The sequence below is a fragment of the Flavobacterium glucosi genome, from assembly GCF_048286535.1.
Classification (GTDB): Bacteria; Bacteroidota; Bacteroidia; order Flavobacteriales; family Flavobacteriaceae; genus Flavobacterium.
Map to the genome: position 1 here is coordinate 243,274 of NZ_JBLVPK010000005.1, position 24,833 is coordinate 268,106.

General features: G+C 32.9%; 23 protein-coding genes and 2 pseudogenes. 12 read left to right on the forward strand and 13 right to left on the reverse strand.

Annotated features, from left to right (window positions below; translation table 11 throughout):
- The first annotated feature begins 34 nt into the window (after positions 1-34).
- Positions 35-790 (forward strand): LytR/AlgR family response regulator transcription factor, encoded by a 756-nt coding sequence (locus ACNQGD_RS11215; protein WP_417999326.1) that lies wholly within the window; start codon positions 35-37, stop codon positions 788-790.
- Between the two features lie 108 nt (positions 791-898).
- Here ACNQGD_RS11215 and ACNQGD_RS11220 read toward each other — a convergent pair whose 3' ends face one another.
- The 5 genes from ACNQGD_RS11220 to ACNQGD_RS11240 all read right to left on the reverse strand — a co-directional run bounded on the left by ACNQGD_RS11220 (position 899) and on the right by ACNQGD_RS11240 (position 5,289).
- The gene (locus tag ACNQGD_RS11220) at positions 899-1,081 is read right to left on the reverse strand and encodes a CsbD family protein (protein ID WP_417997063.1); all 183 of its coding nucleotides are present in this window, start codon (positions 1,079-1,081) and stop codon (positions 899-901) included.
- 237 nt (positions 1,082-1,318) lie between these two features.
- Positions 1,319-2,092, reverse strand: a complete 774-nt coding sequence (locus ACNQGD_RS11225; RefSeq protein WP_417999327.1) for a CDP-alcohol phosphatidyltransferase family protein — start codon at positions 2,090-2,092, stop codon at positions 1,319-1,321.
- 59 nt (positions 2,093-2,151) lie between these two features.
- A complete protein-coding gene (locus tag ACNQGD_RS11230; protein ID WP_417999328.1) occupies positions 2,152-3,174 on the reverse strand; it encodes a COX15/CtaA family protein in 1,023 nt (340 codons plus the stop codon).
- A 51-nt stretch (positions 3,175-3,225) separates the two neighbouring features.
- Positions 3,226-4,659: a CCA tRNA nucleotidyltransferase gene (locus ACNQGD_RS11235; protein ID WP_417997066.1), complete on the reverse strand. Its 1,434-nt coding sequence runs from the start codon at positions 4,657-4,659 to the stop codon at positions 3,226-3,228.
- Between the two features lie 60 nt (positions 4,660-4,719).
- Positions 4,720-5,289, reverse strand: a complete 570-nt coding sequence (locus tag ACNQGD_RS11240) for an L-threonylcarbamoyladenylate synthase (RefSeq protein ID WP_417997067.1) — start codon at positions 5,287-5,289, stop codon at positions 4,720-4,722.
- A gap of 57 nt (positions 5,290-5,346) precedes the next feature.
- Here ACNQGD_RS11240 and ACNQGD_RS11245 point away from each other — a divergent pair, with 57 nt between their 5' ends.
- Together ACNQGD_RS11245 and ACNQGD_RS11250 are read left to right on the forward strand one after the other, a co-directional pair.
- The gene (locus tag ACNQGD_RS11245) at positions 5,347-6,447 is read left to right on the forward strand and encodes a glycosyltransferase family 4 protein (protein ID WP_417999329.1); all 1,101 of its coding nucleotides are present in this window, start codon (positions 5,347-5,349) and stop codon (positions 6,445-6,447) included.
- 83 nt (positions 6,448-6,530) lie between these two features.
- The gene (locus tag ACNQGD_RS11250; RefSeq protein ID WP_417999330.1) at positions 6,531-7,292 is read left to right on the forward strand and encodes a lipopolysaccharide kinase InaA family protein; all 762 of its coding nucleotides are present in this window, start codon (positions 6,531-6,533) and stop codon (positions 7,290-7,292) included.
- Here the strand turns inward: ACNQGD_RS11250 and ACNQGD_RS11255 are convergent.
- Positions 7,278-8,066, reverse strand: a complete 789-nt coding sequence (locus ACNQGD_RS11255; RefSeq protein ID WP_417999331.1) for a glycosyltransferase family 2 protein — start codon at positions 8,064-8,066, stop codon at positions 7,278-7,280. The two genes, ACNQGD_RS11250 and ACNQGD_RS11255, sit on opposite strands and share 15 nt — an antisense overlap.
- 67 nt (positions 8,067-8,133) lie before the next feature.
- Here ACNQGD_RS11255 and ACNQGD_RS11260 point away from each other — a divergent pair, with 67 nt between their 5' ends.
- The gene (locus ACNQGD_RS11260; RefSeq protein ID WP_417999332.1) at positions 8,134-8,949 is read left to right on the forward strand and encodes a glycosyltransferase family 2 protein; all 816 of its coding nucleotides are present in this window, start codon (positions 8,134-8,136) and stop codon (positions 8,947-8,949) included.
- Between the two features lie 6 nt (positions 8,950-8,955).
- On the opposite strand, the gene ACNQGD_RS11265 is transcribed toward ACNQGD_RS11260, so the two are convergent.
- Entirely contained in the window at positions 8,956-10,017 is a 1,062-nt protein-coding gene (locus ACNQGD_RS11265) for a glycosyltransferase family 9 protein (protein WP_417999333.1), read from the reverse strand.
- 67 nt (positions 10,018-10,084) lie between these two features.
- Entirely contained in the window at positions 10,085-10,900 is an 816-nt protein-coding gene (locus ACNQGD_RS11270) for a 2,3,4,5-tetrahydropyridine-2,6-dicarboxylate N-succinyltransferase (protein ID WP_417999334.1), read from the reverse strand.
- Positions 10,901-11,045: 145 nt separating this feature from the next.
- Here ACNQGD_RS11270 and ACNQGD_RS11275 point away from each other — a divergent pair, with 145 nt between their 5' ends.
- From ACNQGD_RS11275 to ACNQGD_RS11285, 3 genes are all read left to right on the forward strand, one after another.
- Positions 11,046-11,780: a class I SAM-dependent methyltransferase gene (locus ACNQGD_RS11275; RefSeq protein WP_417999335.1), complete on the forward strand. Its 735-nt coding sequence runs from the start codon at positions 11,046-11,048 to the stop codon at positions 11,778-11,780.
- 23 nt (positions 11,781-11,803) lie between these two features.
- A complete protein-coding gene (ruvX, locus tag ACNQGD_RS11280; protein WP_417980557.1) occupies positions 11,804-12,220 on the forward strand; it encodes a Holliday junction resolvase RuvX in 417 nt (138 codons plus the stop codon).
- A gap of 119 nt (positions 12,221-12,339) precedes the next feature.
- On the forward strand, positions 12,340-13,836 hold the full coding sequence (locus tag ACNQGD_RS11285) for a malate:quinone oxidoreductase (protein WP_417999336.1): 1,497 nt from the start codon (positions 12,340-12,342) through the stop codon (positions 13,834-13,836).
- Positions 13,837-13,900: 64 nt separating this feature from the next.
- Here the strand turns inward: ACNQGD_RS11285 and ACNQGD_RS11290 are convergent, their stop codons facing one another.
- Positions 13,901-16,114 carry an FUSC family protein gene (locus ACNQGD_RS11290; RefSeq protein WP_417999337.1) on the reverse strand — a complete coding sequence of 738 codons (2,214 nt, stop codon included), beginning with the start codon at positions 16,112-16,114 and terminating at the stop codon, positions 13,901-13,903.
- Between the two features lie 193 nt (positions 16,115-16,307).
- Between ACNQGD_RS11290 and def the strand changes: the two genes are divergently transcribed.
- From def to ACNQGD_RS11315, 5 genes and pseudogenes are all read left to right on the forward strand, one after another.
- Positions 16,308-16,895 (forward strand): peptide deformylase, encoded by a 588-nt coding sequence (gene def, locus ACNQGD_RS11295; protein ID WP_417994716.1) that lies wholly within the window; start codon positions 16,308-16,310, stop codon positions 16,893-16,895.
- Positions 16,896-16,984: 89 nt separating this feature from the next.
- On the forward strand, positions 16,985-17,464 hold the full coding sequence (locus ACNQGD_RS11300; protein ID WP_417999338.1) for a DUF5606 family protein: 480 nt from the start codon (positions 16,985-16,987) through the stop codon (positions 17,462-17,464).
- Between the two features lie 81 nt (positions 17,465-17,545).
- Complete coding sequence (mazG, locus tag ACNQGD_RS11305) at positions 17,546-18,319, forward strand: nucleoside triphosphate pyrophosphohydrolase (protein ID WP_417994718.1); 774 nt, start codon at positions 17,546-17,548, stop codon at positions 18,317-18,319.
- A gap of 39 nt (positions 18,320-18,358) precedes the next feature.
- Positions 18,359-19,807 (forward strand): APC family permease, encoded by a 1,449-nt coding sequence (locus ACNQGD_RS11310; protein WP_417999339.1) that lies wholly within the window; start codon positions 18,359-18,361, stop codon positions 19,805-19,807.
- 78 nt (positions 19,808-19,885) lie between these two features.
- A pseudogene (locus ACNQGD_RS11315) lies at positions 19,886-19,978 on the forward strand (sulfite exporter TauE/SafE family protein); the annotation flags it as partial.
- A 72-nt stretch (positions 19,979-20,050) separates the two neighbouring features.
- On the opposite strand, the pseudogene ACNQGD_RS11320 reads toward ACNQGD_RS11315, so the two are convergent.
- The 4 genes and pseudogenes from ACNQGD_RS11320 to ACNQGD_RS11335 all read right to left on the reverse strand — a co-directional run bounded on the left by ACNQGD_RS11320 (position 20,051) and on the right by ACNQGD_RS11335 (position 24,538).
- Positions 20,051-21,325: pseudogene (locus ACNQGD_RS11320) on the reverse strand (coproporphyrinogen-III oxidase family protein).
- Between the two features lie 132 nt (positions 21,326-21,457).
- Positions 21,458-21,937 (reverse strand): hypothetical protein, encoded by a 480-nt coding sequence (locus ACNQGD_RS11325; RefSeq protein WP_417999340.1) that lies wholly within the window; start codon positions 21,935-21,937, stop codon positions 21,458-21,460.
- A 100-nt stretch (positions 21,938-22,037) separates the two neighbouring features.
- The gene (locus tag ACNQGD_RS11330) at positions 22,038-22,385 is read right to left on the reverse strand and encodes a hypothetical protein (RefSeq protein ID WP_417999341.1); all 348 of its coding nucleotides are present in this window, start codon (positions 22,383-22,385) and stop codon (positions 22,038-22,040) included.
- 140 nt (positions 22,386-22,525) lie between these two features.
- The gene (locus ACNQGD_RS11335; RefSeq protein WP_417999342.1) at positions 22,526-24,538 is read right to left on the reverse strand and encodes a DUF349 domain-containing protein; all 2,013 of its coding nucleotides are present in this window, start codon (positions 24,536-24,538) and stop codon (positions 22,526-22,528) included.
- Between the last annotated feature and the right edge of the window lie 295 nt (positions 24,539-24,833).

The following is a 24,833-nucleotide window of genomic DNA, read 5'->3' on the forward strand; positions in this document are numbered from 1 at the left end:
AACCAAAATAACCTAATAAACGATTCAGTATTAAATGATGACAATAATAATCGAAGACGAAAAACCAGCTGCAAGATTGTTGCAGCGAAAATTAGAAAAGCTACACATTGAAGTAGGAGTGATGTTGCATTCTGTAGAAGAAGCAATTGATTGGTTTTCTAATAATGAACATCCGGAATTGATTTTTTTGGACATTCAATTGTCGGATGGATTGTCATTTGAAATATTTGATAAAGTTGAAATTAAGAGTGCTGTGATTTTCACCACGGCTTATGATGAGTATGCTTTACGGGCTTTTAAATTGAATAGTATTGACTATCTTTTGAAGCCTATTGACGAGGATGATTTAGAGATTGCCGTTTCTAAATTTAAAGCGCGTTTGCCAAAACAAGAAACCTTGCAATTGGATTTTGAGCAGATAAAAAAAATGCTCTCTAATCCATTTGAAAAAAATCATAAAAAACGGTTTACGGTAAAAACAGGGCAGCATTTGAAAGTGATTTCTACCGATGAAATTGAGTGTTTTTTTAGTGAAAATAAAGGGACGTATCTTCATACTTTCGACAACAGAAATTATTTAATTGAAACGACTTTAGAACTTTTGGAACAGGAATTAGATCCAGCAGCTTTTTATCGAGTAAGTAGAAAGTTTATAGTTCCTCTTAAGGCAATTAAAGAAATTGTTGTCTACAGTAACTCCCGATTAAAAGTTATTCTGCCTTCGTATAAAGAAGAGGATGTGATCGTCAGCAGAGAAAAAGTTTCTGATTTTAAGAATTGGATTGGATAGTTTTAGTTCATAAAAAAAACTGTTTCAAATGCATGTTCAAAAAAACCTGAAAAGGTAAATTTTGACTTTTGCACTTGAAACAGTTCAAGTAGGTTTTAGGTTTAAGAATTAATCAAATAATGATTTGATTTCTTTTTGTGTCTTACCTAATTTCTGTTGTAATTTACCCCACATTTCATCTTCTTTGCCTTCGTCAAACAGCAAATCATCTTCTGTTAAATCGGCAAATTTTTGTTTAAGTTTCCCTTTTAACTCATTCCAGTTTCCTTCAATCTCTTTTGAATTCGGCATAATATCTAAGTTTTAAATTACTATTTGTTCTTTACAAATTTGGCAATTTTAAACTGTAAAAATGTTATATAATTCTGGGAAACTATTGTATAATTCTATTGAATTTTGCAATTTTTTTTATCAGGCGTCATCGAATGAGGATGATATTTATATTAAAGTATAGTTAAAGATGTACTTGATTAAAAAGCTGATAACAGGTGTTTTATGTTTACGGTATAGATTATGCTTATGATGATTTTATACCTTAAAAACCACTTTTCGAATACCAATTATAACGAAAATCAGAGCGGTGTAAAGTATAAAAAATGGAATGATATATTCGATTAAATTCATGGGTAACATTACCGCAATTATCAATAGTTGGAAGCCCAAACCGTAGATAGAAAGTATTGTCATAAACCAGTTTGGAAACGTTTTTACTTTGTACGCTTCTTTATCAAGTGTGTGAATTATTTTATCAAAAGTACCGTAGACAATAGTATAAATCCGAAATAAGATATCAACTGATTTTTGGGTTTCTCCGGGTAAAGCTCTTGGAGATTTATACTCGAAAATTTTACTGGTTTTATCTCCGCCAACTGATTTGTTTCTTAAAATTACATAGTAATAATTATATAAAGTTCCTTGCAGTTGAATGCCGATAAAAGCCAAAATAGTAAACCAAAAGGATGTTTGCGAAACATAACAAATGGTCATTAAAAACAGAAAGTTTAAGATGATATCAAATACACTGTCCAAGTATCTTCCGGTATAAGAAGGCGTTTTTTTTAATCGTGCCAATTCCCCATCGGCAGCATCAATCATTGATTTTAGAATGATAAAAAAACTTGCGAAATAGTAACTCCCTTGCAGCATACAGTAAATAGCAATCAAACCTGAAACACCAAAAAGTAAGGTGACATGAATAGGAGTAAACCGAGTGTTTTTTAATTGATTGGCAAGAAATTTTCCAAATGGTCTTCCATAATCTGATAAATCTAAAAATTTATCTTGAGCGGCAAGTTTAGACATTTATGTTGATGAACAAAGAAATGCGACAATATAGTCAGGGTGTAATAGTTGTTATATTTTTATTTTGATAATCGATGTAACGTGAAAGTCATTGCCGTCAGTAGAAAGAAAGCCATTATTTGATGTAATAATCCCAGCCAAAGCGGGACACTGTAAAGCAACGTAAAAACACCTAATGTGAATTGCAAAAATACGATTAATACCAAGATATTGATTCCTTTTTTCTGTAACGTGGAAAGGATGTATTTTTTACTAATGAAATAAAGTGCAAGAATTAGTCCAACTACAATATATGCCATGGTTCGGTGTACAAACTGAACACCGCTTTTCCCTTCGATTAGATTCAAAAATAAGGTGCTTTTTTCTATAAAAACACTGTCGTGAATGAATTGCCCATCACTCATTAAAGGCCAGTGATTGTGAATTAAACCCGCATTTAAACCCGCAACAAACCCGCCATAGATAATTTGTAACAGTAAAAACACTAATGCAATGCGTGCTAGTTTTCGCAATGGTAGTATAACTGTGGCTTTGTTTGGGTAGATTAAATCCAAAGCCACCCAGAGTGTGTAAGCAAACGTTATAAAGGCAAATGTAAGGTGTAATGCCAATCTAAAATGACTTACGTCTGGATTGTCAATTAATCCGCTACGTACCATAAACCACCCTAGAAATCCTTGAAAACCTCCCATGAATAGTAGAACAACACATTTTTTTATGGTTTCAGTAGATAGACGTTTCTTGAAAAAGAAATACAGAAAAGGAACGATAAACGCTAAGCCTATTATTCTGCCTATAAAACGGTGAAACCATTCCCAGAAATAAATGAATTTATAATCACTTAAAGTAAAATCATTATGGATATTGATTTTTTGGTATTCTGGAAATTTTTTATATTCTTCAAAAGCATGTGACCATTTTTCTGCTGTTAAAGGCGGAAAGGTATCGGTTACTAAATGCCAGTCGGTCATGGATAAACCAGAATTGGTCAATCGGGTAATTCCTCCCACTACAACCATCATAAACAATAATAAGCATCCTGATAACAACCAAATGATAACGTAATTATTCTCTTTTTTCATTGTTTGAAATTAATTTTTGCAAAGATATTTGAAATGTAATCAATTGTTAATTCAACAAGCGTTAATCTTTAATCCTATTTTTGCGGCTCTTTTTAGCATAAATTGAAAAGCAGCTTCATATTCATTTGGAATTTCTCCTTCCAGAATCGCTTCTTTTATGGCTTCTTTGAGCATTCCAATTTCTTTTGAAGGCTTTAAATTGAATTTTTCCATAATCTCTTCACCTGATATTGGCGGTTGAAAATTACGTACCTGATCGCGCTCTTCGACTTCCACAATTTTTTTGCGGACGATTTCAAAATTATTATGGTATTTCTTGAATTTATTTGGGTTTTTGGTAGTGATATCGGCTTCGCACAACGTCATTAAATTCTCTACATCTTCTCCAGCGTCAAAAACCAAACGACGCACCGCTGAATCCGTAACTGTGTCTTGTGATAAAACAATTGGACGCGAACTCATCATGACCATTTTTTGCACAAATTTCATTTTGTGATTTAGCGGCATGTGTAAACGCTCAAAAATCTTTTTTGCCATTTTTCCACCAAGAAATTCATGTCCATGAAAGGTCCAACCTTGTTTTTTATTAAAGCGTTTCGTTGGTGCTTTCCCAATGTCGTGCAATAATGCAGACCAGCGCAACCAAACATCATCTGTATGCGGACAAATATTGTCAACAACCTCCAAGGTGTGATAGAAATTGTTTTTATGTGTATGACCTTCTATTTCTTCGACTTGATTCAAAGCTGTCAATTCCGGAAGGATAATATCTAAAAGTCCAGTTTTGAACAATAGCAAGAATCCTACGGAAGGTTTGTCTGTCGAAAGTATTTTATTCAATTCATCAACAATGCGTTCTCCGGAAATGATTTTGATTCGGTCTGCGTTTTTGGTTATAGAGTTCAACGAATTTCCTTCTATTTCAAATCCCAATTGGTTCGCAAAACGAATGCCTCTTAACATACGCAACGGATCATCAGAAAAAGTTATATCTGGATCAAGAGGTGTTCTAATTATTTTGTTTTTTAAATCTTCCAATCCATTAAAAGGATCTGAAAGTGCTCCAAAATCAGTGGTATTTAAAGATAAAGCCAGTGCATTTATGGTAAAATCGCGACGATTTTGGTCGTCTTCTAATGTTCCATTTTCTACAACAGGATTGCGACTCTCAAAATGATAGGATTCCTTTCGGGCACCTACAAACTCAATTTCAGTATCTTCAAAACGCAACATCGCTGTTCCGTAAGTTTTGAAAACCTGAACTTTTGGTTTGTTAGGAAGTAGTTGAGACACTTTTAAAGCCAATTCAATTCCGCTGCCCACGGCAACAATATCAATGTCTTTTTTAAAGTCTCTGTTTAAAAGTAAATCTCTGACGAAACCGCCAATTACATAACTATCAACGTTAAGTTCTTGGGAAGCTTGAGATATGACTTTGAAAATTGTATTATGTAAGGCTTCTTTGTATGAAGTTTTGATATTCATTTTTAAAATGTTTAAAGTCTAAAGTTTAAAGTGGCTAAACTTAAAACTGAATACTGCAATCTATTTCCGAATCACTTTTACCTGTGAATCATTCGTTAATTTTATTATTGTTGATGGTTTTCCCCCAATTTTTTCACGGTGCAAATTTACAACATAGTCCACGCCTTTTATAATTTCCGAACTAATATCTTTGAAAGCAATAGGAGTGGGTTGTCCTGAGATATTTGCAGATGTTGAAACCAATGGTTTTTTCATCTTTTCCATTAATTTGAAGCAAAAAGGTTCTTTCACAATACGGATTCCCAGTGAGTTATCGGAAGATATTATATTTGCAGCTACATTTCTGGGTTTGTCCAATATCAAAGTTGTAGGATTTTCGGACAAATCAATGATTTGCCAGGCAACTTCGGGAATGTCTTTGAAAACATTGTACATCATTTTTTCACCATTCATCAAAACAATCATGCTTTGGGTTTCGGCTCTTTTCTTGAGTTTGTAGATTTTGGCGACAGCCTCAGGATTCGTGGCATCACAACCAATTCCCCAAACGGTGTCAGTAGGATATAAGATTATTCCACCGTTTTGTATTACTTCGTAGGCTTTCTGAATTTCTTGGTTGATATTTTCCATTTTTATATCTAAAATATATGGTACAAGTTTATATTTGCAAAGAAACAAATAAATTTTATGAAAATACTACATATTTCGGGAGCAAAAGTGTGGGGAGGGAACGAGCAACAAATGATTTATTATATTCCGGAATTGAGTAAACTTGGTATTGAAAATATTGTTTTAGGAATCAAAGATTCACCACTTGAAAAAGAATGTTTATTGAATGGTATAACTTTTATTCCAACCAAAAAAAATAGTTTAAAAGGATTAGTAAACTATCGCTATTTAAAAGAATTAATAGAAATATTAAAGCCTGATATTATTCATCTTCATACGAGTAATTCTTTAACTTTTTATGTTTTTTCAGATTTGATGTATAGATTAAAAACGAAAACTATATTCTCTAAGAAAGCAATAAGTGCCAGTAGTAGCTTTTTTAGTGGTCTTAAATATAATTATTCAGGAATAGATTCTATATTTTGTGTTTCAAAAAGTGTAAATACCAATTTTCAAGAAGTGCTTTGGCAAAAAAACAAAAATAAAACGAATGTTATACATGATTGTGTTTCATTAGATATTATCGAAGCTAAAGAAGAAATAAGCTTAAGAGAGAAATATTCTATTAATAAGTCTCAGTTTATAATAGGAAATATTGCGAATCATACAGATGCTAAAGATTTAGATACATTTATTAATGTTGTTGATTATCTAGTTCATTCTTTAGGAAGAAAAGATATTGTTTTTTTTCAAATAGGGGGATTTTCAAAATTAACAAATGTTTTGTTGAATACAGTGAAAGAAAAACAGCTTGAAAATTATATTATTTTTACGGATAAAATTCAAAATGCTTCTAGTTTAAATTCTCAGTTTGATGTTTTTTTGATGACATCACAAAGAGAAGGTGGTCCAACTTCAGTTCTTGAAGCCATGTTAATAGGTACTCCAGTTGTTTCTACGAAAGTTGGTGTTGTTCCGGATGTTATTCAGAATGGTATAAATGGGTTTATTTTATCTGTAAAAGATTATAAAGGATTAGGTGCTAAAATTGATTTGTTGCTGTCTGACAACGTATTGAGAGATGAGTTTATTAAAAAGGGCAAAGTAATAATTTTGAAAGAATTTACATCTTCTTTCATAGCGAAGCAGATGTTTTTGGAATATAAAAAATTGATGTGATTTGATTATTTTTAAGTAAGGGCCACTTTAATTACTTAATTATAGATTGATAAAAAATTGACAAATATGCTAATACATTTAATATGATTATTAAGGTTAATAAAACATTTTTCTCCCAAGAAAAACAATTAAAATTTTATATTGATAATTTTGAACAACTAGGTTCGTTTTTTGGTGATGGAAAACGGAACAAAATAAAATTATTTGATTTAGATTCTTTAGCGATTAATATCAAGTCTTTCAAGATTCCAAATCTAATTAATAAAATTGCCTACAAATATTTTAGAAAATCTAAAGCCAAGCGTTCCTTCGAATATGCAAATAAATTGATAGAAAATGGAATAGGAACTCCACTACCAATCGCTTATTTTGAAAATTGTAATTGGTTAGGATTAAAGGAGAGTTATTACGTAAGTGAGCATCTTCAAACTGAACTTACCTTCCGGGAATTAGTGCTAGACCCAGATTATCCGGATCATGAGAATATATTGAGACAGTTTACAAAGTTTACTTTCGATTTACATGAAAAAGGAATCGAATTTCTAGACCACTCACCAGGAAATACATTGATACAAAGAGGAAAGGATGGTAAATATAATTTCTATTTGGTAGATTTAAACCGCATGAATTTTCATGATGTTATGGATTTTGATTCCCGAATGAGAAATTTTCACAGGCTTACGCCAAAAACAAAAATGTTGGCTGTAATGAGTGATGAATATGCTAAACTTTACAATAAAGATTATGAAGCAGTTTTTAATAAAATGTGCTATTTTACTACTGATTTTCAAGTGAAATTTCATAAAAAAATTGCCCGTAAAAAGAAATTATTATTTTGGAGGTAACTGTAGTTTTCTTTTCCAAAGTTGTTCTAATTCTTGATATCGAATATGAACCGAATAGGAATTTAAATAACAAATAACCAACCCCTTTTTACCGTCAAGAAATCCTAGTCGTACAATATAATTGAATAAAAAATTATAGGTTGGATGTAAAAGATGTAATAAAACGGAGGGTTTTTGCTTTTTTAAAAACTTCTCCTGAGCTTTAAATTTCCCGTACCGTATCGTTTTAGCTTTATAAGCCTCATAATTGGTGTAGGAATAATGAATCAGTTTGCTTTCTAGAATGCCTATTTTTCCTTTAACTTCTAATTTTTCATGAACGAGTCTGTCTTTCGTGTATTGCGCCTGATTTTTATTAAAAAGCCTAAATATTTTATCACTTTGATTTCCGCTAAAATGTAGCACTTTGTCTTTAAACATAAAAGTTCTTCGAAATAGAAAAGCAGCGTATGTTTCGTTGTTTTTTACGGTAATTAAAATTTCATTTTTTAATTCAGGAGTCAACCGTTCATCCGCATCCAGAAATAAAATCCAATCATTTTTTGCTAATGAAACAGCAAAATTTCTTTGAGAAGAATAATTTTCAAACTTGTTTTGAATGAATGTTACGTTTTCAAATGATTTACAAATAACCTCAGTATTATCATTACTGAATGAATCTACAACAATAATTTCGTCAGCAAAATCCAAATCAACTAATAGCGCTTGCATATTTGCTTCTTCGTTTAAGGTAATTACTAAGACAGATACTTTTTGAGCTAAATTTAGATTCATGAAATGGTAGTATTTCACAAATATAATTTATTAACTACTTTTGCACTACTTAACTTCAAAAATATTTATGAAAGCATCTGTAATAATAAGTACCTACAATGCAGAGGCATGGTTAGAGAAAGTTCTTTTTGGGTTTAATGTTCAAACTGAAAAGGATTTTGAAATTGTTATCGCAGACGATGGTTCTGGTCCAAAAACAAAAGAATTAATTGATCAAATGAGAAATAAGATTTCAAATCCTATTATTCATGTTTGGCATGAGGATAATGGTTTTCAAAAAACTCAAATTTTGAATAAAGCGATTGTTAGCGCCAATTCGGATTATTTAATTTTTACGGATGGAGATTGTATTCCTAGAAATGATTTTGTTGCTGTTCATCTTGATAATAGAGAGAAAGGATATTTTCTTTCGGGAGGATATTTTAAATTACCGATGTCTATTTCTAAAGTTATATCAGAGGAAGATATTGTTTTGCAAAGATGTTTTAATGTAAAGTGGTTGTTACATCATGGTTTGAAAAAATCGTACAAAAACATTAAAATTAGTTCTTCTAAATTTAAATCTAGAATTTTAAACGCTATAACGCCCACTAATGCGAGCTGGAATGGGCATAATGCCTCTGGTTGGAAAAATGATTTAATTGCCGTGAATGGTTTTAATCAAGAAATGCAATATGGAGGTGAAGATAGAGAATTAGGAGAGCGATTATTCAATATGGGATTGAAATCTAAACAAATTAGATATAGCGCAAGATGTATTCACTTAGATCATAGTCGCGGCTATGTAAATGAAACAGCATTGAATAAAAATAAAGCTATTAGAAAATTCACTAATCTGAATAAGATAGTGAGAAGTCCTAATGGTATAGATTCTAATTTATAAGCGCTTTTAATTATTTTCTAAAAAACCTTCTAATTTTGGCAAAAGAAGTTCAGGGTAAAAAGATTCATATAAATTTAAAGCGTCATTCTTCATTTGTTTTGCAGATTTCGAACCATATAATTCCGGTCTGAAATCTTTTAGATGCACCGATACATTTGATTTTTCATTTTCGAAAGAATTCCAAGCTTCTTTGATGATCCATGTAGAAAATATAGTAAATGTAGGTTTGTTTATCGCTTTTGCCATATTTACGGCACCCCCTTCATTACCAATTAAGGCATCGCAATGGTAGGTTATGGATAAAAACTCTCGGATACTTCCAGAGACAACATTAATTTTGATATTTTCTTGAGTTTTAGGCTGACATAAATCAAAAATTGCTTTGGCATCTTTTTCTTGCGAAGGGATATAATTGAAAAGTAAAACGGCTTGATTTTTTTCAACTATTCGATCAAGCATTTTTGCCATATACAGAAAAGGATAGGTCTTATTTCTTCCGCTTCCAAGAACACTAATCATGTATAACTTTTTAGAAAAATCAATTTTATTTTTCACTAAAATAGCTTTACCATTCTCAATTTCTTTTTGGGTTAAAAAGATTGTAGGCTTATTTTTTAATTTTGCATTTGGCGCTAGGGGTATTAACAAATTCAATCTGTTTTCTAAAGCCGTTCCTGCTTCAGTAATTGGATTAATAATTTCTTTTACTGTTACAGAATAGAGATGATTTGTATAGGGTTTGTAAAATCCGATTCTTGTTTTAGCACCAGAAAAAGCAACTACCAAATTACTTTCCAGTTTTCCGTATGCATCTATAACTAGGTCGTATTTTCGTTTCCTGATAGCAATTAAAAATTTAAACAATGCCGGTTTACTTTTGCGGTACTTATCTTCGAATAAAATAATGGTATCAATATTTGGATTGTTTTCTAAAACTGGAACAGTAAAAGGATTAACTAGATAATCAACTTGAGAATCGGGATAAATCAACTTTAAATTATTACAAATAATACTGCTAGCCAATACATCACCAATCATCTTTTGTTGAATCACCAATATTTTCATCATTTTCATAATATAAAAAAACCTCCCGTTTAAGGGAGGAATATACAATAATTTTTTATTTTAAGAGGTATTATACCGCTACATCATATTCGCGTAAAGCATTGTTCAACGATGTTTTCAAATCAGTTGAAGGTTTACGAGTTCCAATGATTAAAGCACAAGGCACTTGAAAATCTCCTGCTGGAAATGTTTTTGTATAACTTCCTGGAATTACTACAGAACGAGCAGGAACATATCCTTTCATTTCTACTGGAGTATCTCCGGTAACATCAATGATTTTTGTAGAGGCAGTCAAGCAAACATTGGCACCAAGAACGGCTTCTTTCCCAACATGTACCCCTTCTACAACAATACAACGAGAACCAATAAAAGCACCGTCTTCAATGATAACTGGAGCAGCTTGCAAAGGTTCCAGTACGCCACCAATACCAACACCACCACTTAAGTGTACGTTTTTACCAATTTGAGCACAACTTCCTACGGTTGCCCATGTATCAACCATAGTTCCTTCGTCTACATAAGCACCAATGTTTACATAACTTGGCATCAAGATAACACCGCTTGAAATGTAAGCTCCGTAACGCGCTACTGCATTAGGAACTACACGGATTCCTTTTTCAGCATATCCTCTTTTCAATAACATTTTGTCATGGTATTCGAAAATTCCAGATTCCCATGTTTCCATTTTTTGAATAGGGAAGTACATTACTACCGCTTTCTTTACCCATTCGTTTACTTGCCATCCTTCACCAACTGGTTCGGCAACACGTAATTTTCCAGTGTCTAATAATTCAATAACTGCTCTGATAGCATCAGTTGTTGTCGTTTCTTGTAACAAAGCACGGTTTTCCCAAGCTTGTTCTATAATAGTTTGTAATGGATTCATTTTAATTAGATTTTTGACAAAGATATGTTTTTTAGCCAAAAGCCAAAAGGCAAATTGAGGCGAAAATGTTACAGATTTAACTTGTTTTGTGTTTAATGTTTTTTAAATGTTGTAATTTTGATAAATTAATGAAAATCTTTAGAATATGAAAGATAATTTCTCCAAACAAGCTTCGGAATATTCAAAATTTAGACCGCAATATCCAGATAAATTGATTGATTATTTAGTTTCATTTGTGAAAAAAAAATCGGTTGCGCTTGATATTGCAACTGGAAATGGGCAAGTGGCACAGAAACTTTCTCGCTCTTTTGAAACTGTTTATGCAATTGATATTAGTCAGAATCAACTTGATAATGCGATTCCTTCGGATAATATAATTTACAAAGTAGCTGCTGCTGAAAATACCTTTTTTAAACATCACGAATTTGACTTGATAACTGTAGCGCAAGCAGTACATTGGTTTAACTTTGATTCGTTTTATAAGGAAATCTATAGAATTTTAAAACCGGACGGAATCTTTGCCGTTTTAGGATATGGATTGTTTTCTACCAATACAGATTCGGATAAAATAATACGAAATTTTTATCAAAATATAATAGGATCCTATTGGGATGCCGAACGAAAATACTTGGATGAAAATTACAAAACGATTCCATTTCCATTTGATGAAATTATTGCGGAACCTTTCGTAAATCATTTTACCTGGACCTTTGAAGAACTGATTGGATATCTGGAAACGTGGTCAGCGACACAACATTATATTTCAAAAAACAATAAAAATCCTTTGGACTTGATTTATGGGGAATTAAAAATTTCTTGGCAAAAAAATGATAAGAAAGTGACATTTCCATTGTTGCTAAGAATTGGGAAATTAAAATAGTTACCTTTGAAAAAAATAAACAAATGCCAAGAATACTCTCCATAGACTACGGTCAAAAACGTACAGGAATCGCCGTTACCGATGAAATGCAAATCATCGCTTCAGGTTTAACTACCATTCCATCCCCAACTGCAATTGCTTTTTTGAAGGACTATTTTTCCAAAGAGAAAGTAGAAGCTGTTCTTATAGGTGAGCCCAAACAAATGAATGGAGAACCCTCAGAAAGTGCTTCGATTATTAAAGGTTTTGTAACGCATTTTACCAATCATTTCCCGGATATGAAAGTCATTCGCGTTGATGAACGGTTTACTTCAAAAATGGCTTTTCAAACAATGATTGATAGCGGCCTTAGCAAGAAACAACGTCAAAATAAAGCTTTGATTGATGAAATTTCGGCAACAATAATGCTTCAGGATTATTTGACTCGAAAGATGTTTTAGAAATACAGCTGCAAGCTGGTCAATTGACCAAAATAGATTTGTAATTCCTTACTTTTTAACAATAATTTGTTACATTTTTTTTGTATATATAAAGTATCTTTGCACTTTAAAATTTTGTTATGCCCGATACAACCATACGTTCACAAAGTGATGTAGTTCTTATAGGAGCTGGAATAATGAGCGCCACTCTTGGCTTAATCCTGAAAGAGTTACAACCAGATATAAAGATTGAAATTTACGAAAGATTAGATATGGCCGCTGCCGAAAGTTCTGATGCATGGAATAATGCCGGAACTGGACATTCTGCTTTTTGTGAGCTTAATTATACTCCAGAGAGTGAAGATGGAAGCATCAATCCAAAAAAAGCTATCAGTATTGCGGAATCTTTTGAGGTTTCCAGACAATTTTGGGCCTATTTAGTCCAACAGAATAAAGTTTCATCACCTGAAAATTTCATTAAAAGTATTCCTCACATGAGTTTTGTTTGGGGAGAAAAAAATGTAGAATACCTTAAAACAAGATTTGAGGCTTTACATTCAAATCCTCTTTTTAAACAAATGGTTTTCAGCACTGATTTTGCACAATTAAAAGAATGGATGCCTCTTGTTATGGAGGGTAGAAGTGAATCTGAAAAAGTTGCGGCAACTTCAATGGCTATTGGAACTGATGTAAATTTTGGAGAATTAACCCGTAATATTTTTAGTTATTTGACTAAATTAGATGGAGTTACAATGTATTTTAATCACGAAGTTCAAAAACTGGGACAGCGCGAAGATAAATCATGGAGAATAAAAGTCACTGATCTGGCTACTGACCAAAAAAGAAAAGCATATACCAAATTTGTTTTTATTGGTGCTGGTGGCGGTTCCTTGCCGTTATTAGAAAAAGCAAATGTTCCCGAAGGAAAAGGCTATGGCGGTTTCCCTGTAAGCGGCCAGTGGCTAAAATGTACCAATCCCGAAGTGATTGCTAAACATCAGGCAAAAGTATATGGAAAAGCGAGTGTGGGCGCACCACCAATGTCAGTTCCACATATCGACTCCCGAATGATAAATGGAGAAAGGCAACTGCTTTTTGGACCTTTTGCAGGTTTTTCTACTCGATTTTTAAAGAATGGTAAGTATTCTGATTTGCCATTATCTATAAAACCTGACAATATCATTCCTATGATTGCTGCCGGGATTAAAAATATTCCACTTACAAAATATTTGATTGAGCAAGTGCGCCAATCGCCAAAAGATAGAATTAATGCGTTAAGAGAATATGTTCCTGGTGCAAGATCTAAGGATTGGAAATTAGAAAGAGCGGGACAACGCGTACAGGTTATAAAGAAAGACGAAAAAGAAGGAGGGATATTAGAGTTTGGGACAGAAGTGATCACTACTGCTGATGGATCATTAGCTGTTTTGCTTGGTGCTTCTCCTGGCGCTTCAACCGCAGTTTCAATTATGATTGATTTAATAGGCAGGTGTTTCAAAGAAGATATGGAAACACCAGAATGGCACGAAAAATTAAAAAAGATGATTCCTTCTTATGGCCAGGATTTGAATACTAATCCAACTTTATTGGAAAAAATAAGAAAAGATACTGCTGAAATTCTAAAGCTTAATAATTAGAAGCGTTAGAAATAAAGAAAAAAGTGCTGGAATTAGATATTTTCTAATTCCAGCGCTTTTTTCTTTAAGAGTCCATTAATTCTTTTGTAGTATTTAAAATATTTTCAGAAAGATTAATCAACCAGATTAATTGTTCTATAACTAGTTGCGCTTCTTGCATTTTCAATTGAAATGCTTCTTCATCAATAGGAATTCCTTCTTTTAATTCTTTGGCTCGAATATTTTTTAATTCCGTAAACCGCATGGCTAAATCTTCTTTTGGGAGATTTTCTTTTAGATATAAATCATTTTCTTTCAAAAGTGCAATGGCATTATCCAGATTTCTAATGACAGTATCAACTACGACATTAAACGCTTCTGAAGCAGATGTCGTTTTGTGCGATTGAATGTAAGTTCCCAACGATGCTGATGACGATAGTAAGGAATGGTTGAGCACTGCTAATTTATATACTTGTGGTAATTGCTTTTGTTTTGACTTTGGTTCTTGCGCCATTCTTTGGAAAGAAGCCATTAAATTACCTATTTCGATAAACGCATTTTTTCGGGACAAACGATACGAAGTAGAAACATTTCCCTTTTTATTATAAAAAACAGAAATTTCTTTTAAGTAATTTTGATTTGCAACAATCGATTTTTCTATGTGTGATGGAATATTTAAAAACTCCCAAGAAGGCCATAAAAAGTGGTTGGCAAGAAAAGCTAAAGCGCAACCTACAATGGTGTCGAGTATTCTATATTGAACAACATCACCAATATTAGGGGTTAATATTCCGTAAATAAAAACAACATACATGGTCACAAATGTGGCACTGACTTTATAATTTATTTGAGTAAATGAAAATCCTAAAAGCATGCTTAAAATAGAAAGTATACTGATTGTGATGTTGTCGTGTACCCATGAAAGAATCCCAAAAGCGATTAATCCACCTATAATTGTACCAAAAATTCGATGAAAAGAGCGTTGTTTAGTCAGGCCATATCCAGGTCGGAGAATAACTATGATAGTCAATAAAATCCAATAGACGTTGTGAAAAGTGAGGATGTTTCCAATGATAAAGCCAATCAATAATGTCAGGGTTAATCGTAACGAATGTCTGAAAATAGTGGAAGAGAAACTGAGGTTTTCAATCAAAGTGCTCAAAGGATAATATTGAGGCGTCAGGAATTTTTCCAGGTCTTTGTCCTTTTCTTTAAAATCCTGTGAATTGAAGGCTAGCGTAAAAGCACGTTCTACAATTTTTATTTTTTCTACTTGTTTTTCAGCATACTGAAGCATGGTGGTTAGCATAAAAACACCTTCGGAAGCGGGAACCTTTCCTAAATCATTTTCATAATCAGAGATGGCTAGTTGTAAAGCATTCAAATCACTTCGTAAAGTATGTTTAGAAATATATTTAGTTTGGTTTTGTACACTTTTTGACAATTGCTTTAAACTTGCGGCAAGATTGTAAGCTAATTTTTGATACGTCAATAAAACCTTTGGGTGGTCGTCAAATTTTTGATGTAATTTGTCATGGTCGAATGAAGTAGCTAATGCCAGTTCCAGAATTTCCATCAGTGAAATAAAAATGATTAACATCTTTCGGTTTTGATTGGAAGATCCAGAAGTAGTATGGCCGCTGATCAATACTTCTCTTATGTTTTGTCTAATGGCATTGAGTTCTACTTGAAGGTGTAATTGTTTTTCAGTAATTGCTTTTTTATCAGCATTTATCGTCCATAAATCACCTCTTAGTTTTAAATATTTAGCCGTAAGTTTGATGCATTCTGCAATTTGTAATTCGACATAGCGATGGGGTCTTACATAATGAAAAATAAGGGAAATGACGAGATAGAATAATCCTCCAGATAATATTAAAAGGGAGTGTTGAAGCATCGCCCAACCGGTATTGATACTTGCAAATGCCAATGAAACGGAAATTAGAGCAGAGAAAGAAACCATTGAGGCCTGTTGTCCATAAACAGAAATCATTGCTATCAAAAAAATTAATACCCCCAAAAAGGGATAGAAAATAATAGAATAGGGATAGACTATATTTATTAACAAATTGACTCCTGCAACAAGTAGCGCCGTTACCAGAATACCGTTTGTCTTATGTTTTAGATTACTGGGAATATCGCTGGGATAGGTAAAAAAAGCACCTAAAGCTATGGTAAAACCTATTTCGAATTTGCCTAAAAACGAAAGCACTACAACTGGAACAACTGCTGCTATTGTTACTTTTAGAGCATCAGTAAAATGAGTGGTGTCTGTAAATTTTCGGATCTTGTAAATCATATCATAGTATTGTTGCAAAGGTAAGATTTGTATGAATTATACAACCAATAAAGGAGGTGATTTGTTTTAAATTGTAAATATTAGCTAATATTTAACGGCAGATTATTCATTGTCTATTTTTTTACTATTTTTGCAAACTGAATGAAAAGGAAACATATTCCAATTTTAGTAGACAATACTTAATACAACACGAATGATTTTACCAATTATAGGATACGGTGATCCAGTTTTAAGAAAAGTAGGCGAGGTTCTTTCACCAGAACATCCTAATTTGAAAGAAACAATTGCTAACATGTACGAAACGATGTATAATGCCTATGGTGTTGGGCTTGCTGCACCTCAGGTAGGGTTAGCACTTCGTTTATTCGTAATCGATACGACTCCTTTTAGTGATGATGAAGAATTAGAAGATACAGAACAACAAGAATTGAAAGGATTCAAAAGAACTTTTATCAATGCAAAAATGATAAAAGAAGAAGGGGAAGAATGGAGTTTTAATGAAGGTTGCTTGAGTATTCCGGATGTTAGAGAGGATGTGTATAGAAATCCAACCATAACAATCGAATATTGTGAAGAGGATTTTGTGATGAAAACTGAAGTTTTTGACGGATTGATTGCCAGAGTAATCCAGCATGAATACGATCATATTGAAGGGGTTTTATTTACCGATAAAATCTCGTCATTAAAAAAACGATTGATTCAAAAGAAACTGAAAAACATTTTGGAAGGAAAAACATTCCAAGACTACCGAATGAAATTTTTTGCTAAAAAAGGAAGATAAAACAGTTTTTAAAGCTTTATCTTGGTATGATTTTTGGTTTTAAATGAAAAAATAAATAAGTCAAATTCTTAATAATAATTACACAAAACATGAATTTAGAAAAAATATTAGCCATTTCTGGGAAACCAGGTTTATATGTATTAAGAGTGCAAACACGAACTGGGTTTGTTGCTGAATCATTATTAGATGGAAAAAAAATCACTGTAAACTTAAAAAGTAATGTGAGTTTATTATCGGAAATTTCAATTTATACGTATGAAGGCGAAAAACCATTAGCTGAAATCATGCAAAAAATTGCAGATAAAGAAAGCAAAGGTGCCGCAATATCTCATAAAGAAGATAATGCTACATTGATGGCTTATTTCAAAGAAATTTTGCCGGATTATGATGAAGAAAGGGTGTATCCTTCTGATATCAAAAAAGTTTTAAACTGGTATAATATGCTTCAAGCAAAAGGATTAGTTGTAGATGAAGCGCCAGTAGTTGAAGAAGTTGCCGCTGTTCTTGAAGAAACTTCTGCAGCCGAAGTGAAAGCTCCTGCAAAAAAAGCAAAAGTTAAAAAAGAGTAATTTTATTTTAAAATAATATTTAATCCTGTTCAGCTATTTTTCTGGACAGGATTTTTTTATTTTTACCAAAAACCATTTCTGATGAATTCAAGACAAAACCAACTGCAAGCTTTCGAAAGAGTATTAGACATTATGGATGATTTGCGAGAAAAATGTCCTTGGGACAAAAAGCAAACCATGCAAACCTTGCGTCATCTCACCATTGAAGAAACCTACGAACTAGGTGATGCTATATTAGACAACGATTTAAACGAAGTCAAAAAAGAACTTGGGGATTTGTTATTGCATATTGTTTTTTATGCCAAAATAGGAAGCGAGACGAATGATTTTGATATGGCTGATGTGTGTAATGAAATTTGTGAAAAGTTAATTCACCGTCATCCGCATATTTATAGCGACGTAGTGGTAAAAGATGAGGAAGAAGTAAAGCAAAATTGGGAAAAATTAAAACTCAAAGAAGGCCGAAAATCAGTTCTGGAAGGCGTTCCCAGAAGTTTACCTGCATTAGTCAAAGCAAGTCGAATCCAGGATAAAGTAAAAGGTGTGGGTTTTGATTGGGAAGAATCGCATCAGGTTTGGGATAAAGTTCAAGAGGAATTGGAAGAATTGCAAGTTGAGGTTCAAGCAGGAGACCAAGATAAAATTGAAGCAGAATTTGGAGATGTTTTATTTTCGATGATCAATTACGCCCGATTTCTGAATGTAAACCCTGAAGATGCTTTGGAACGCACCAATAAAAAATTCATTAAACGCTTTCAATATTTAGAAAGTAAAGCTGGAGAATTAGGAAAACCTTTAATGGATATGACACTTGCTGAAATGGATGTTTTTTGGGAAGAAGCAAAGAAGCTATAGTGTTTATTATTAAATTACCATCACTTATAAAATTATCCAATGTCAGAAAATAAAACCGAGTTAAAACGTTCTTTAGGATTAATTGATGCCACAAGTTTAGTTGCCGGTTCCATGATAGGATCCGGAATTTTCATTGTAACATCAGCCATGGCGAGAGATATTGGATCTGCTGCTTGGTTATTGGTGATTTGGTTGGTAACGGGATTAATCACGGTTGCTGCAGCATTGAGTTATGGGGAATTGGCAGGAATGATGCCTAATGCAGGTGGACAATTCGTTTATATACAACGTGCTTATGGAAGATTAGTGTCCTTCCTGTATGGTTGGACTGTTTTCACGGTAATTCAAACTGGAGTTATTGCTGCCATTGCAGTAACTTTCGCTAATTATGCCGCTATTTTCTTTCCTGTTTTGGATCATACACTTTTTACTGTTGGTACTGGTTTTGTTTTTTCGTACCAAAAAGTGTTGGCTATTTTTAGTATAATACTGCTCACGTATATTAATACCAAAGGTGTTGAAAGCGGAAAAACCGTTCAATTGATTTTTACTTCGGCTAAATTAATTGCGCTTTTTGCATTGATTGTTTTAGGATTGTATGTTGGTTTACAAACGGAGGTTTTATCCAATAATTTCGAAAACATGTGGGAAGCCAGTAAAACGGTTGTTAATCCTGACGGAACAATTACAGTGACAAAATTAGCAGGAATGGCTATTTTGGGCGCTGCCGGAGCAACCATTATTAACTCCTTATTTTCTAGTGATGCCTGGAATAATGTCACTTTTATTGCCGGAGAAATTAAAGAACCTAAAAAGAATATTCCCCGAAGTTTGTTTCTTGGAACCTTGATTGTAACGATTATTTATGTTTTAGCGAATGTTGCTTATTTAGCTTTATTGCCAATACAGGGAACTCCTAACGCTGCCGATATTGCCGGTAACGGAATAATGTTTGCCAGCAATGACAGGGTTGGAGCGGCTGCTGCAAGTATGATTATGGGAAATATAGGCGTTTTTGTGATGGCTGGCTTAATCATGGTTTCCACTTTTGGATGCAATAGCGGTTTGATTCTTTCGGGCGGAAGATTGTTTTTTGCCATGGCAAAAGATGGGTTGTTTTTTAAACAAGCTACAGAACTGAATAAAAATCAGGTTCCGGCTAAAGCATTGTGGGTACAATGCATTTGGGCTTGTGTACTTTGTATTTCGGGAAAATTTGGTGATTTGTTGACCTATGCTACTTTTGCGTCCTTGTTGTTTTATATACTGACGATTTTGGGCGTTTTTATCCTCAGAAAAAAAGAACCAAATGCTGATAGACCTTATAAAGCGTTTGGGTATCCAGTTGTACCGGCACTTTATATTGTGGTTACTGTGGCAATTTGTCTCACTTTACTGATTTATGACACGTTCAATACGGGGTTGGGATTGTGTATTGTGGCGCTGGGAATTCCGGTATATTATTTTGTGATGAACAAGAAGGAGTAAAATAGATTAAATTAATCTACCATTCTTTTTAGGGCATTGGTGTCTTTTTAGATTATTTTTTGTACCATTCAATTCTGGTTGTTTATTTTAAGGGGATTGGGATTGGGAATTCCTTATATTTCCCGGTCCAATAGGAGTTTGTTTATTCAAGCCCCTCCTAATTGCCATTAATTTTCTAATAATTTAACATAGAAAAAGCACGCCATTAAGTGTGCTTTTTTATAATTTTAAGGTTAGATACTATTATATTGTCATCGAAAATAATTCGATTTCCGGTGCTTTACTTTTCAAACATAAATCAAATGCCATACAAATATTGCTAACATAAGGTTTCCCTTTTTCAGTAACGGCAATGTTATTATCTTTTAGGAGTACTAAACCATCATTTTCCATTTCTTTTAATTGGATTAATACGTCTGGAATTCCATTGAAATAACCTGCTTTATTTTTCAGGGAAGTTTCAAATTGGCACATTAAATTCAGAATGTATTTTCTGATGATGAGGTCTTCATTAGTCAATAAATGTCCTCTGAAAATCCGTAATTTATTCCATTCTAGCATTTGATAATAATCCTCTAAATTTTTTACATTCTGTGCAAAACTTTACTAACTGTTACTGATGGAAGAAACTCCCAATCCAATCATTAATTGTGTTTTTGAAGAGCTGTACCCCATGAAATTGCGGTGCAATGTTCCGTTTTGAAAAGCCTCATGTAAACTGTCCGTTTTTAACGCAAAATGATCCTTTCCTATTTCATGATGCTCATTTTCATACAATAATTTTTTACCGGTTTCATAAAGCATTCTCTTTTCATCATCTTTTGGAATGTCTTCATTGTTAAAACCGAGTTGTCCATTGCCCTTAATCCAAGGAACGTGTGCATAACTAAAAAATACCAATCGGTCGGGCTGCAATGATTTTGTTTTCTCAATGGTACCAATAACATCTTCTATTTCCTTAAAAGGCAATCCAAAAATAATATCATGACCTATGGAAGTATACCCAATTTCTCTGGCCCCCAACGTAACTTTAGCCACATTATGAAAAGGCTGCAACCGATGAATTGCTTTTGTACTTTCTTGGAGTAATCCTAAACGCCAAAACTCACTCTTCTAAAACCTAAATCGTAAAGCTTTTGCAAATGTTCGTGCGAAGTGTTATTCGGATGACCTTCAAAACTAAACTCATGATCTTTGGCTTTTTTGGCATGAGAACAAACACCATTTATTAAATCCTTTAAATTCTTTGTCGAAAATAACGTGGGAGTTTCACCACCCAAAAGAATATCTTTTATGGTTGGTTTTTCTCCAAGTAATTTTACAATATAAAGGCCATTCTTTTAAAACGGCCTCTATACATGGATTTTCTACGCCATGATTTTTGGTGATACGCTTGTTGCAGCCACAAAAAGTACATAAGCTTTCGCAAAAAGGCAAATTAATGTATTAAGGAGTCGTTAGATAACTGGTGTATCTAAGGCCTGGAACATTGTATTTTTGAATTAAATAATTTTTCATGGCTGAGTTATTTAATATTGATCAAAAGTAGAACGACCATTCAAATGTTAAAATGATAATTATCATATCGAGAAAACCTTTTTACAAAAAAAAGAGGCTTCAAAAGCCTCTTTTACAGAACAAATCAGTTTCTTAAAAGGTAATGCAATCCTGAATCATTTTTGTCCATTTTTTTGCTAACTGATGATCCTCATATAAGCAAACCTGACCGATTTGATCATTTTCAATTTTGTAAAATGAAATATACTCTGCTTTTTTAGCTTCTTTGTATTGAAATTCAAATTCAATTTTTAAAATCGTATCACTATTATTTTCCGCAGTTGGAACTAGTTTGCAAGTTTGAATTGTACTTAAATCTACAAAAGAAACAACCTCTTCTTTTGCACTAAAATCAATCAAAAGAAATCCTTTGTTTTTTTCGTCTAAAGCCAAAACTTTTTTGTTTTGTGTTTCAGTTAATGATTCAAAATTAAAGCAATTGTTTTGACTGAACTTGGTTTTTATAGTTTTGATTTTTGTTTTGTTAATCGAATTTGATCGAATCACATAGAAAAGAGGAATGGCAATTATGAAAGTTAGCACTAGGCCAATTATTGTTACGGATGTATCCATTTTTTTATTTTTTAGTTATTTGTAAAGCATGATAATTTGAACCGAAACCAAAAGGAATCAATTCAAAAGGCAATATCATTCGCGAAATCAGTGCTTCAAATCACCAAAAAAAGTGGAAGGGAAAGAGTAGGAGTGAAACCATTTCACATCGATTGATGTCTTGTTTCTCAAAACGAATAATGAATGTGGTAATTTTAAAATCCGGAATTGTTGTCAGAAAATTTCCCAGATATTTTGCAATCGTATAATCCGGAGTTTTATGATAGGAAGTGAACGGATTACTTACTTGAGGTTGAATGAAATCTGAAGAATGGATGCTGTCAACAGAAATTGAAGAACTGGATTTTTTCAATTGAGTTGTATCAATAGAAGCTTCTCTTGCACTAAAAGCAAATGAAAAAGCTATTAAAAGCCCAATAAAAACAAGTGTTTTTCGAAACGAATACATTTTGCAAATTTATAATTTGTCATTCAATTTATATTATTTTTTCTAATAAATGAAAGTTAAAGTTTAAAAACCGAATCGGTTCATAAAAAAACCTCGAACTATTGAAGAACGAGGTTTTTGATTTTAACGATTATTGAAAATTACTCTATTTTCAAATTTCTCAATTGTTTTAGTTTTTCTTTCCAAACATCAAGACTTTCTTTGTGAATAGCAATGTTTTTACGAACTTCTAATACAATAGAATTTTCTTTTTTTGCATTTCTGGTATTAGTGAAAAACTGAATGTTGTTTTCCAATTGGAATATTTCATTCTGAACTTCTTCAATTTTACGCATCAGGAATATCTTTTCATTGTCCAGTTTTCGAGTATCATTACTTTCGGAAAGATTGTCCATTCTATTTGCAAAACGGATCATATCAGTGTCTTTTTTACTCAGACTTAATTTGTCAAAAAGGGCATCCAGAATTTTATTGAATTTTCCTTCGATATGTCTTCTTGGGAAAGGCACTTTTCCAAAGTTTTTCCAAGTTTCGATATGCAATTTGATAGCATCCAAATCTGTTTTATGATCTCCGGTCAATTGAAATTCTCTCAATGTATCCAAGTAGGCTTTTTTGTTATCAAAAGATTCTACTTCTTCACTGTTTTCCTCATTCTTTTGCTCTTTTAATTTGTCAAAATAATGATTGCACGCATCTTTAAACTCTTTCCAGATTTTATCCGAATATTTTCTTGGCACATGTCCTATCTGTTTCCACTCATCCTGAATTTGTTTCATGATAGGAGTAGTAGCAGCAAAATCAAGACTTTCTTGTAATTCTTTGGCTTTGGCAACAAGAGCCGTTTTCTTGCTTAAATTGTCGTTTTGATCTTTTTTAATGTCTTTGTAAAACGAATTTTTGAAAGAATTAAAATTTCTGACAGCAGTTTTAAAACCAGCCCAAGTTTCCTCATTCACATCCGAAGGAACTTTTCCGGCAGAGAAGAAAGCAGTACGCAAGGCTTCCACTTTTTCTATTTGAGCAAGCCATTGGGTGTGTGCATTTACTTTTTCAGTCGCCAAAACTTCAATCTTGGCAATAATATCTTTTTTCTTTTCTAAATTCTCAAGTTCCGTTCCTCTTTGATTTTCGAACAAAACTTCACGTTTATCATGCATTTGTTTGGTCAAATCGCTAAACTTGTTCCAAATTGCATCACGATATTCTCTGGAAACAGGACCAATGTCTTCTTTCCAAATTCTATGTAAATCTTGCAGCTCTCTGAACGCTTTGTTGATATCAGCTTCATTCACCAAGTCTTCAACACGAGCTACAATTTTTTGTTTTTGTTCTAAATTATGTTTGAAATCTAAATCTCTTGCTTCTCTGTCTAAATGCAGGTAATCATAGAAATTTTCAACATGAAAATGGAAATTGTTCCAAACGTGGTTGTATTTATCTTTCGGAATTGGTCCGGCAGTTTTCCATCGTTCTCTTAAATCATTAAAATGTTTTAAAGTGTCTTTGATGTTTTCCTGTGGGTTAATCAATTCTTTCAATTCCTCAACAATAGCCAAACGATTTTCTAAATTTGTTTTTAAATTCGTTTGTAAACTCTTGAAATGAGTATTTTTAGTATCTCTAAAAAGAGAATAATATTTGTCAAAATTTGTTTTTAGTGGAGAATGATATTGAAATTCTTCATTTGGATCTAGATTTTCTGCTAAAAACTCCTCTTTTTTCTCCTCAAGAAGGTGGTTGTATTTAGCCAAAAATGCTTTTTTGATTTCTTCAATATGCTCCTTAAAAGACATTGCTTTTTCATTGGAAACTAAACTTTTCAGCTCGTCTACCAGTTCTTCAAGGGATAATGTATCATAATCCTGCATTGGAATTTCGTGATGTCCTTTCAACGTTTCATCCTCACTTTCGGCAGCATTTGTTTCGGCAATAGCATCTATTACAGTCTGGTTACCAGTCTCTGTTATAAGCTCGTTAGCTGGCAACTCCTCATCATTTAGAGTTTCAGCATTATCTTCTGCAGGAATATTAGTACCGTTGTCGCTAGTTTCCGTTTCCAAAACTTCTGGCTCTAATGGAGTAGATTCAACAGAATTATGTTCTAAATTTCCATCTGCCTCAAGCAGGCTATCTTTCTTTTCTTCTAACATTTTTTCAATGTTTAAGGTTCCTATTTTTTTCTCGAACAGGAAAGATAGTAAAGGAGCATGAAATTTCAAAATAAATCCTTCTATTTATAGTCGTTTTAGGTTAGGAATTTGCTCTTTTTGAAGCAATTTCCTGCTGTTCGCTGTATCTTTTTTGTTCGCCGAAAAGGCTAACAAAAAAGGATGCCGCTGCCATCAGGGCTATGGTTTTGGGGTTTTAATTGTAAAATTTTTTTCGGGTTCGATATGTTATTATAAACAAAAAAACCACTCAAAACAGAGTGGTTTTACGTACTCA

Excerpts from the sequence above, each read along its gene's own strand:
- ACNQGD_RS11240 (WP_417997067.1), bottom strand. The coding sequence starts at position 5,289 with ATGGAAAATATCAACCAAGAAATTCAGAAAGCCTACGAAGTAATACAA.
- ACNQGD_RS11245 (WP_417999329.1), top strand. The coding sequence starts at position 5,347 with ATGAAAATACTACATATTTCGGGAGCAAAAGTGTGGGGAGGGAACGAG.
- ruvX (WP_417980557.1), top strand. The coding sequence starts at position 11,804 with ATGCCAAGAATACTCTCCATAGACTACGGTCAAAAACGTACAGGAATC.
- ACNQGD_RS11325 (WP_417999340.1), bottom strand. The coding sequence starts at position 21,937 with ATGGATACATCCGTAACAATAATTGGCCTAGTGCTAACTTTCATAATT.
- ACNQGD_RS11310 (WP_417999339.1), top strand. The coding sequence starts at position 18,359 with ATGTCAGAAAATAAAACCGAGTTAAAACGTTCTTTAGGATTAATTGAT.
- ACNQGD_RS11275 (WP_417999335.1), top strand. The coding sequence starts at position 11,046 with ATGAAAGATAATTTCTCCAAACAAGCTTCGGAATATTCAAAATTTAGA.
- ACNQGD_RS11285 (WP_417999336.1), top strand. The coding sequence starts at position 12,340 with ATGCCCGATACAACCATACGTTCACAAAGTGATGTAGTTCTTATAGGA.
- ACNQGD_RS11330 (WP_417999341.1), bottom strand. The coding sequence starts at position 22,385 with ATGTATTCGTTTCGAAAAACACTTGTTTTTATTGGGCTTTTAATAGCT.
- ACNQGD_RS11250 (WP_417999330.1), top strand. The coding sequence starts at position 6,531 with ATGATTATTAAGGTTAATAAAACATTTTTCTCCCAAGAAAAACAATTA.
- ACNQGD_RS11215 (WP_417999326.1), top strand. The coding sequence starts at position 35 with ATGATGACAATAATAATCGAAGACGAAAAACCAGCTGCAAGATTGTTG.
- ACNQGD_RS11220 (WP_417997063.1), bottom strand. The coding sequence starts at position 1,081 with ATGCCGAATTCAAAAGAGATTGAAGGAAACTGGAATGAGTTAAAAGGG.
- ACNQGD_RS11290 (WP_417999337.1), bottom strand. The coding sequence starts at position 16,114 with ATGATTTACAAGATCCGAAAATTTACAGACACCACTCATTTTACTGAT.
- ACNQGD_RS11260 (WP_417999332.1), top strand. The coding sequence starts at position 8,134 with ATGAAAGCATCTGTAATAATAAGTACCTACAATGCAGAGGCATGGTTA.
- ACNQGD_RS11335 (WP_417999342.1), bottom strand. The coding sequence starts at position 24,538 with ATGTTAGAAGAAAAGAAAGATAGCCTGCTTGAGGCAGATGGAAATTTA.
- ACNQGD_RS11225 (WP_417999327.1), bottom strand. The coding sequence starts at position 2,092 with ATGTCTAAACTTGCCGCTCAAGATAAATTTTTAGATTTATCAGATTAT.
- ACNQGD_RS11235 (WP_417997066.1), bottom strand. The coding sequence starts at position 4,659 with ATGAATATCAAAACTTCATACAAAGAAGCCTTACATAATACAATTTTC.
- ACNQGD_RS11300 (WP_417999338.1), top strand. The coding sequence starts at position 16,985 with ATGAATTTAGAAAAAATATTAGCCATTTCTGGGAAACCAGGTTTATAT.
- ACNQGD_RS11255 (WP_417999331.1), bottom strand. The coding sequence starts at position 8,066 with ATGAATCTAAATTTAGCTCAAAAAGTATCTGTCTTAGTAATTACCTTA.
- ACNQGD_RS11230 (WP_417999328.1), bottom strand. The coding sequence starts at position 3,174 with ATGAAAAAAGAGAATAATTACGTTATCATTTGGTTGTTATCAGGATGC.
- ACNQGD_RS11270 (WP_417999334.1), bottom strand. The coding sequence starts at position 10,900 with ATGAATCCATTACAAACTATTATAGAACAAGCTTGGGAAAACCGTGCT.
- mazG (WP_417994718.1), top strand. The coding sequence starts at position 17,546 with ATGAATTCAAGACAAAACCAACTGCAAGCTTTCGAAAGAGTATTAGAC.
- ACNQGD_RS11265 (WP_417999333.1), bottom strand. The coding sequence starts at position 10,017 with ATGATGAAAATATTGGTGATTCAACAAAAGATGATTGGTGATGTATTG.
- def (WP_417994716.1), top strand. The coding sequence starts at position 16,308 with ATGATTTTACCAATTATAGGATACGGTGATCCAGTTTTAAGAAAAGTA.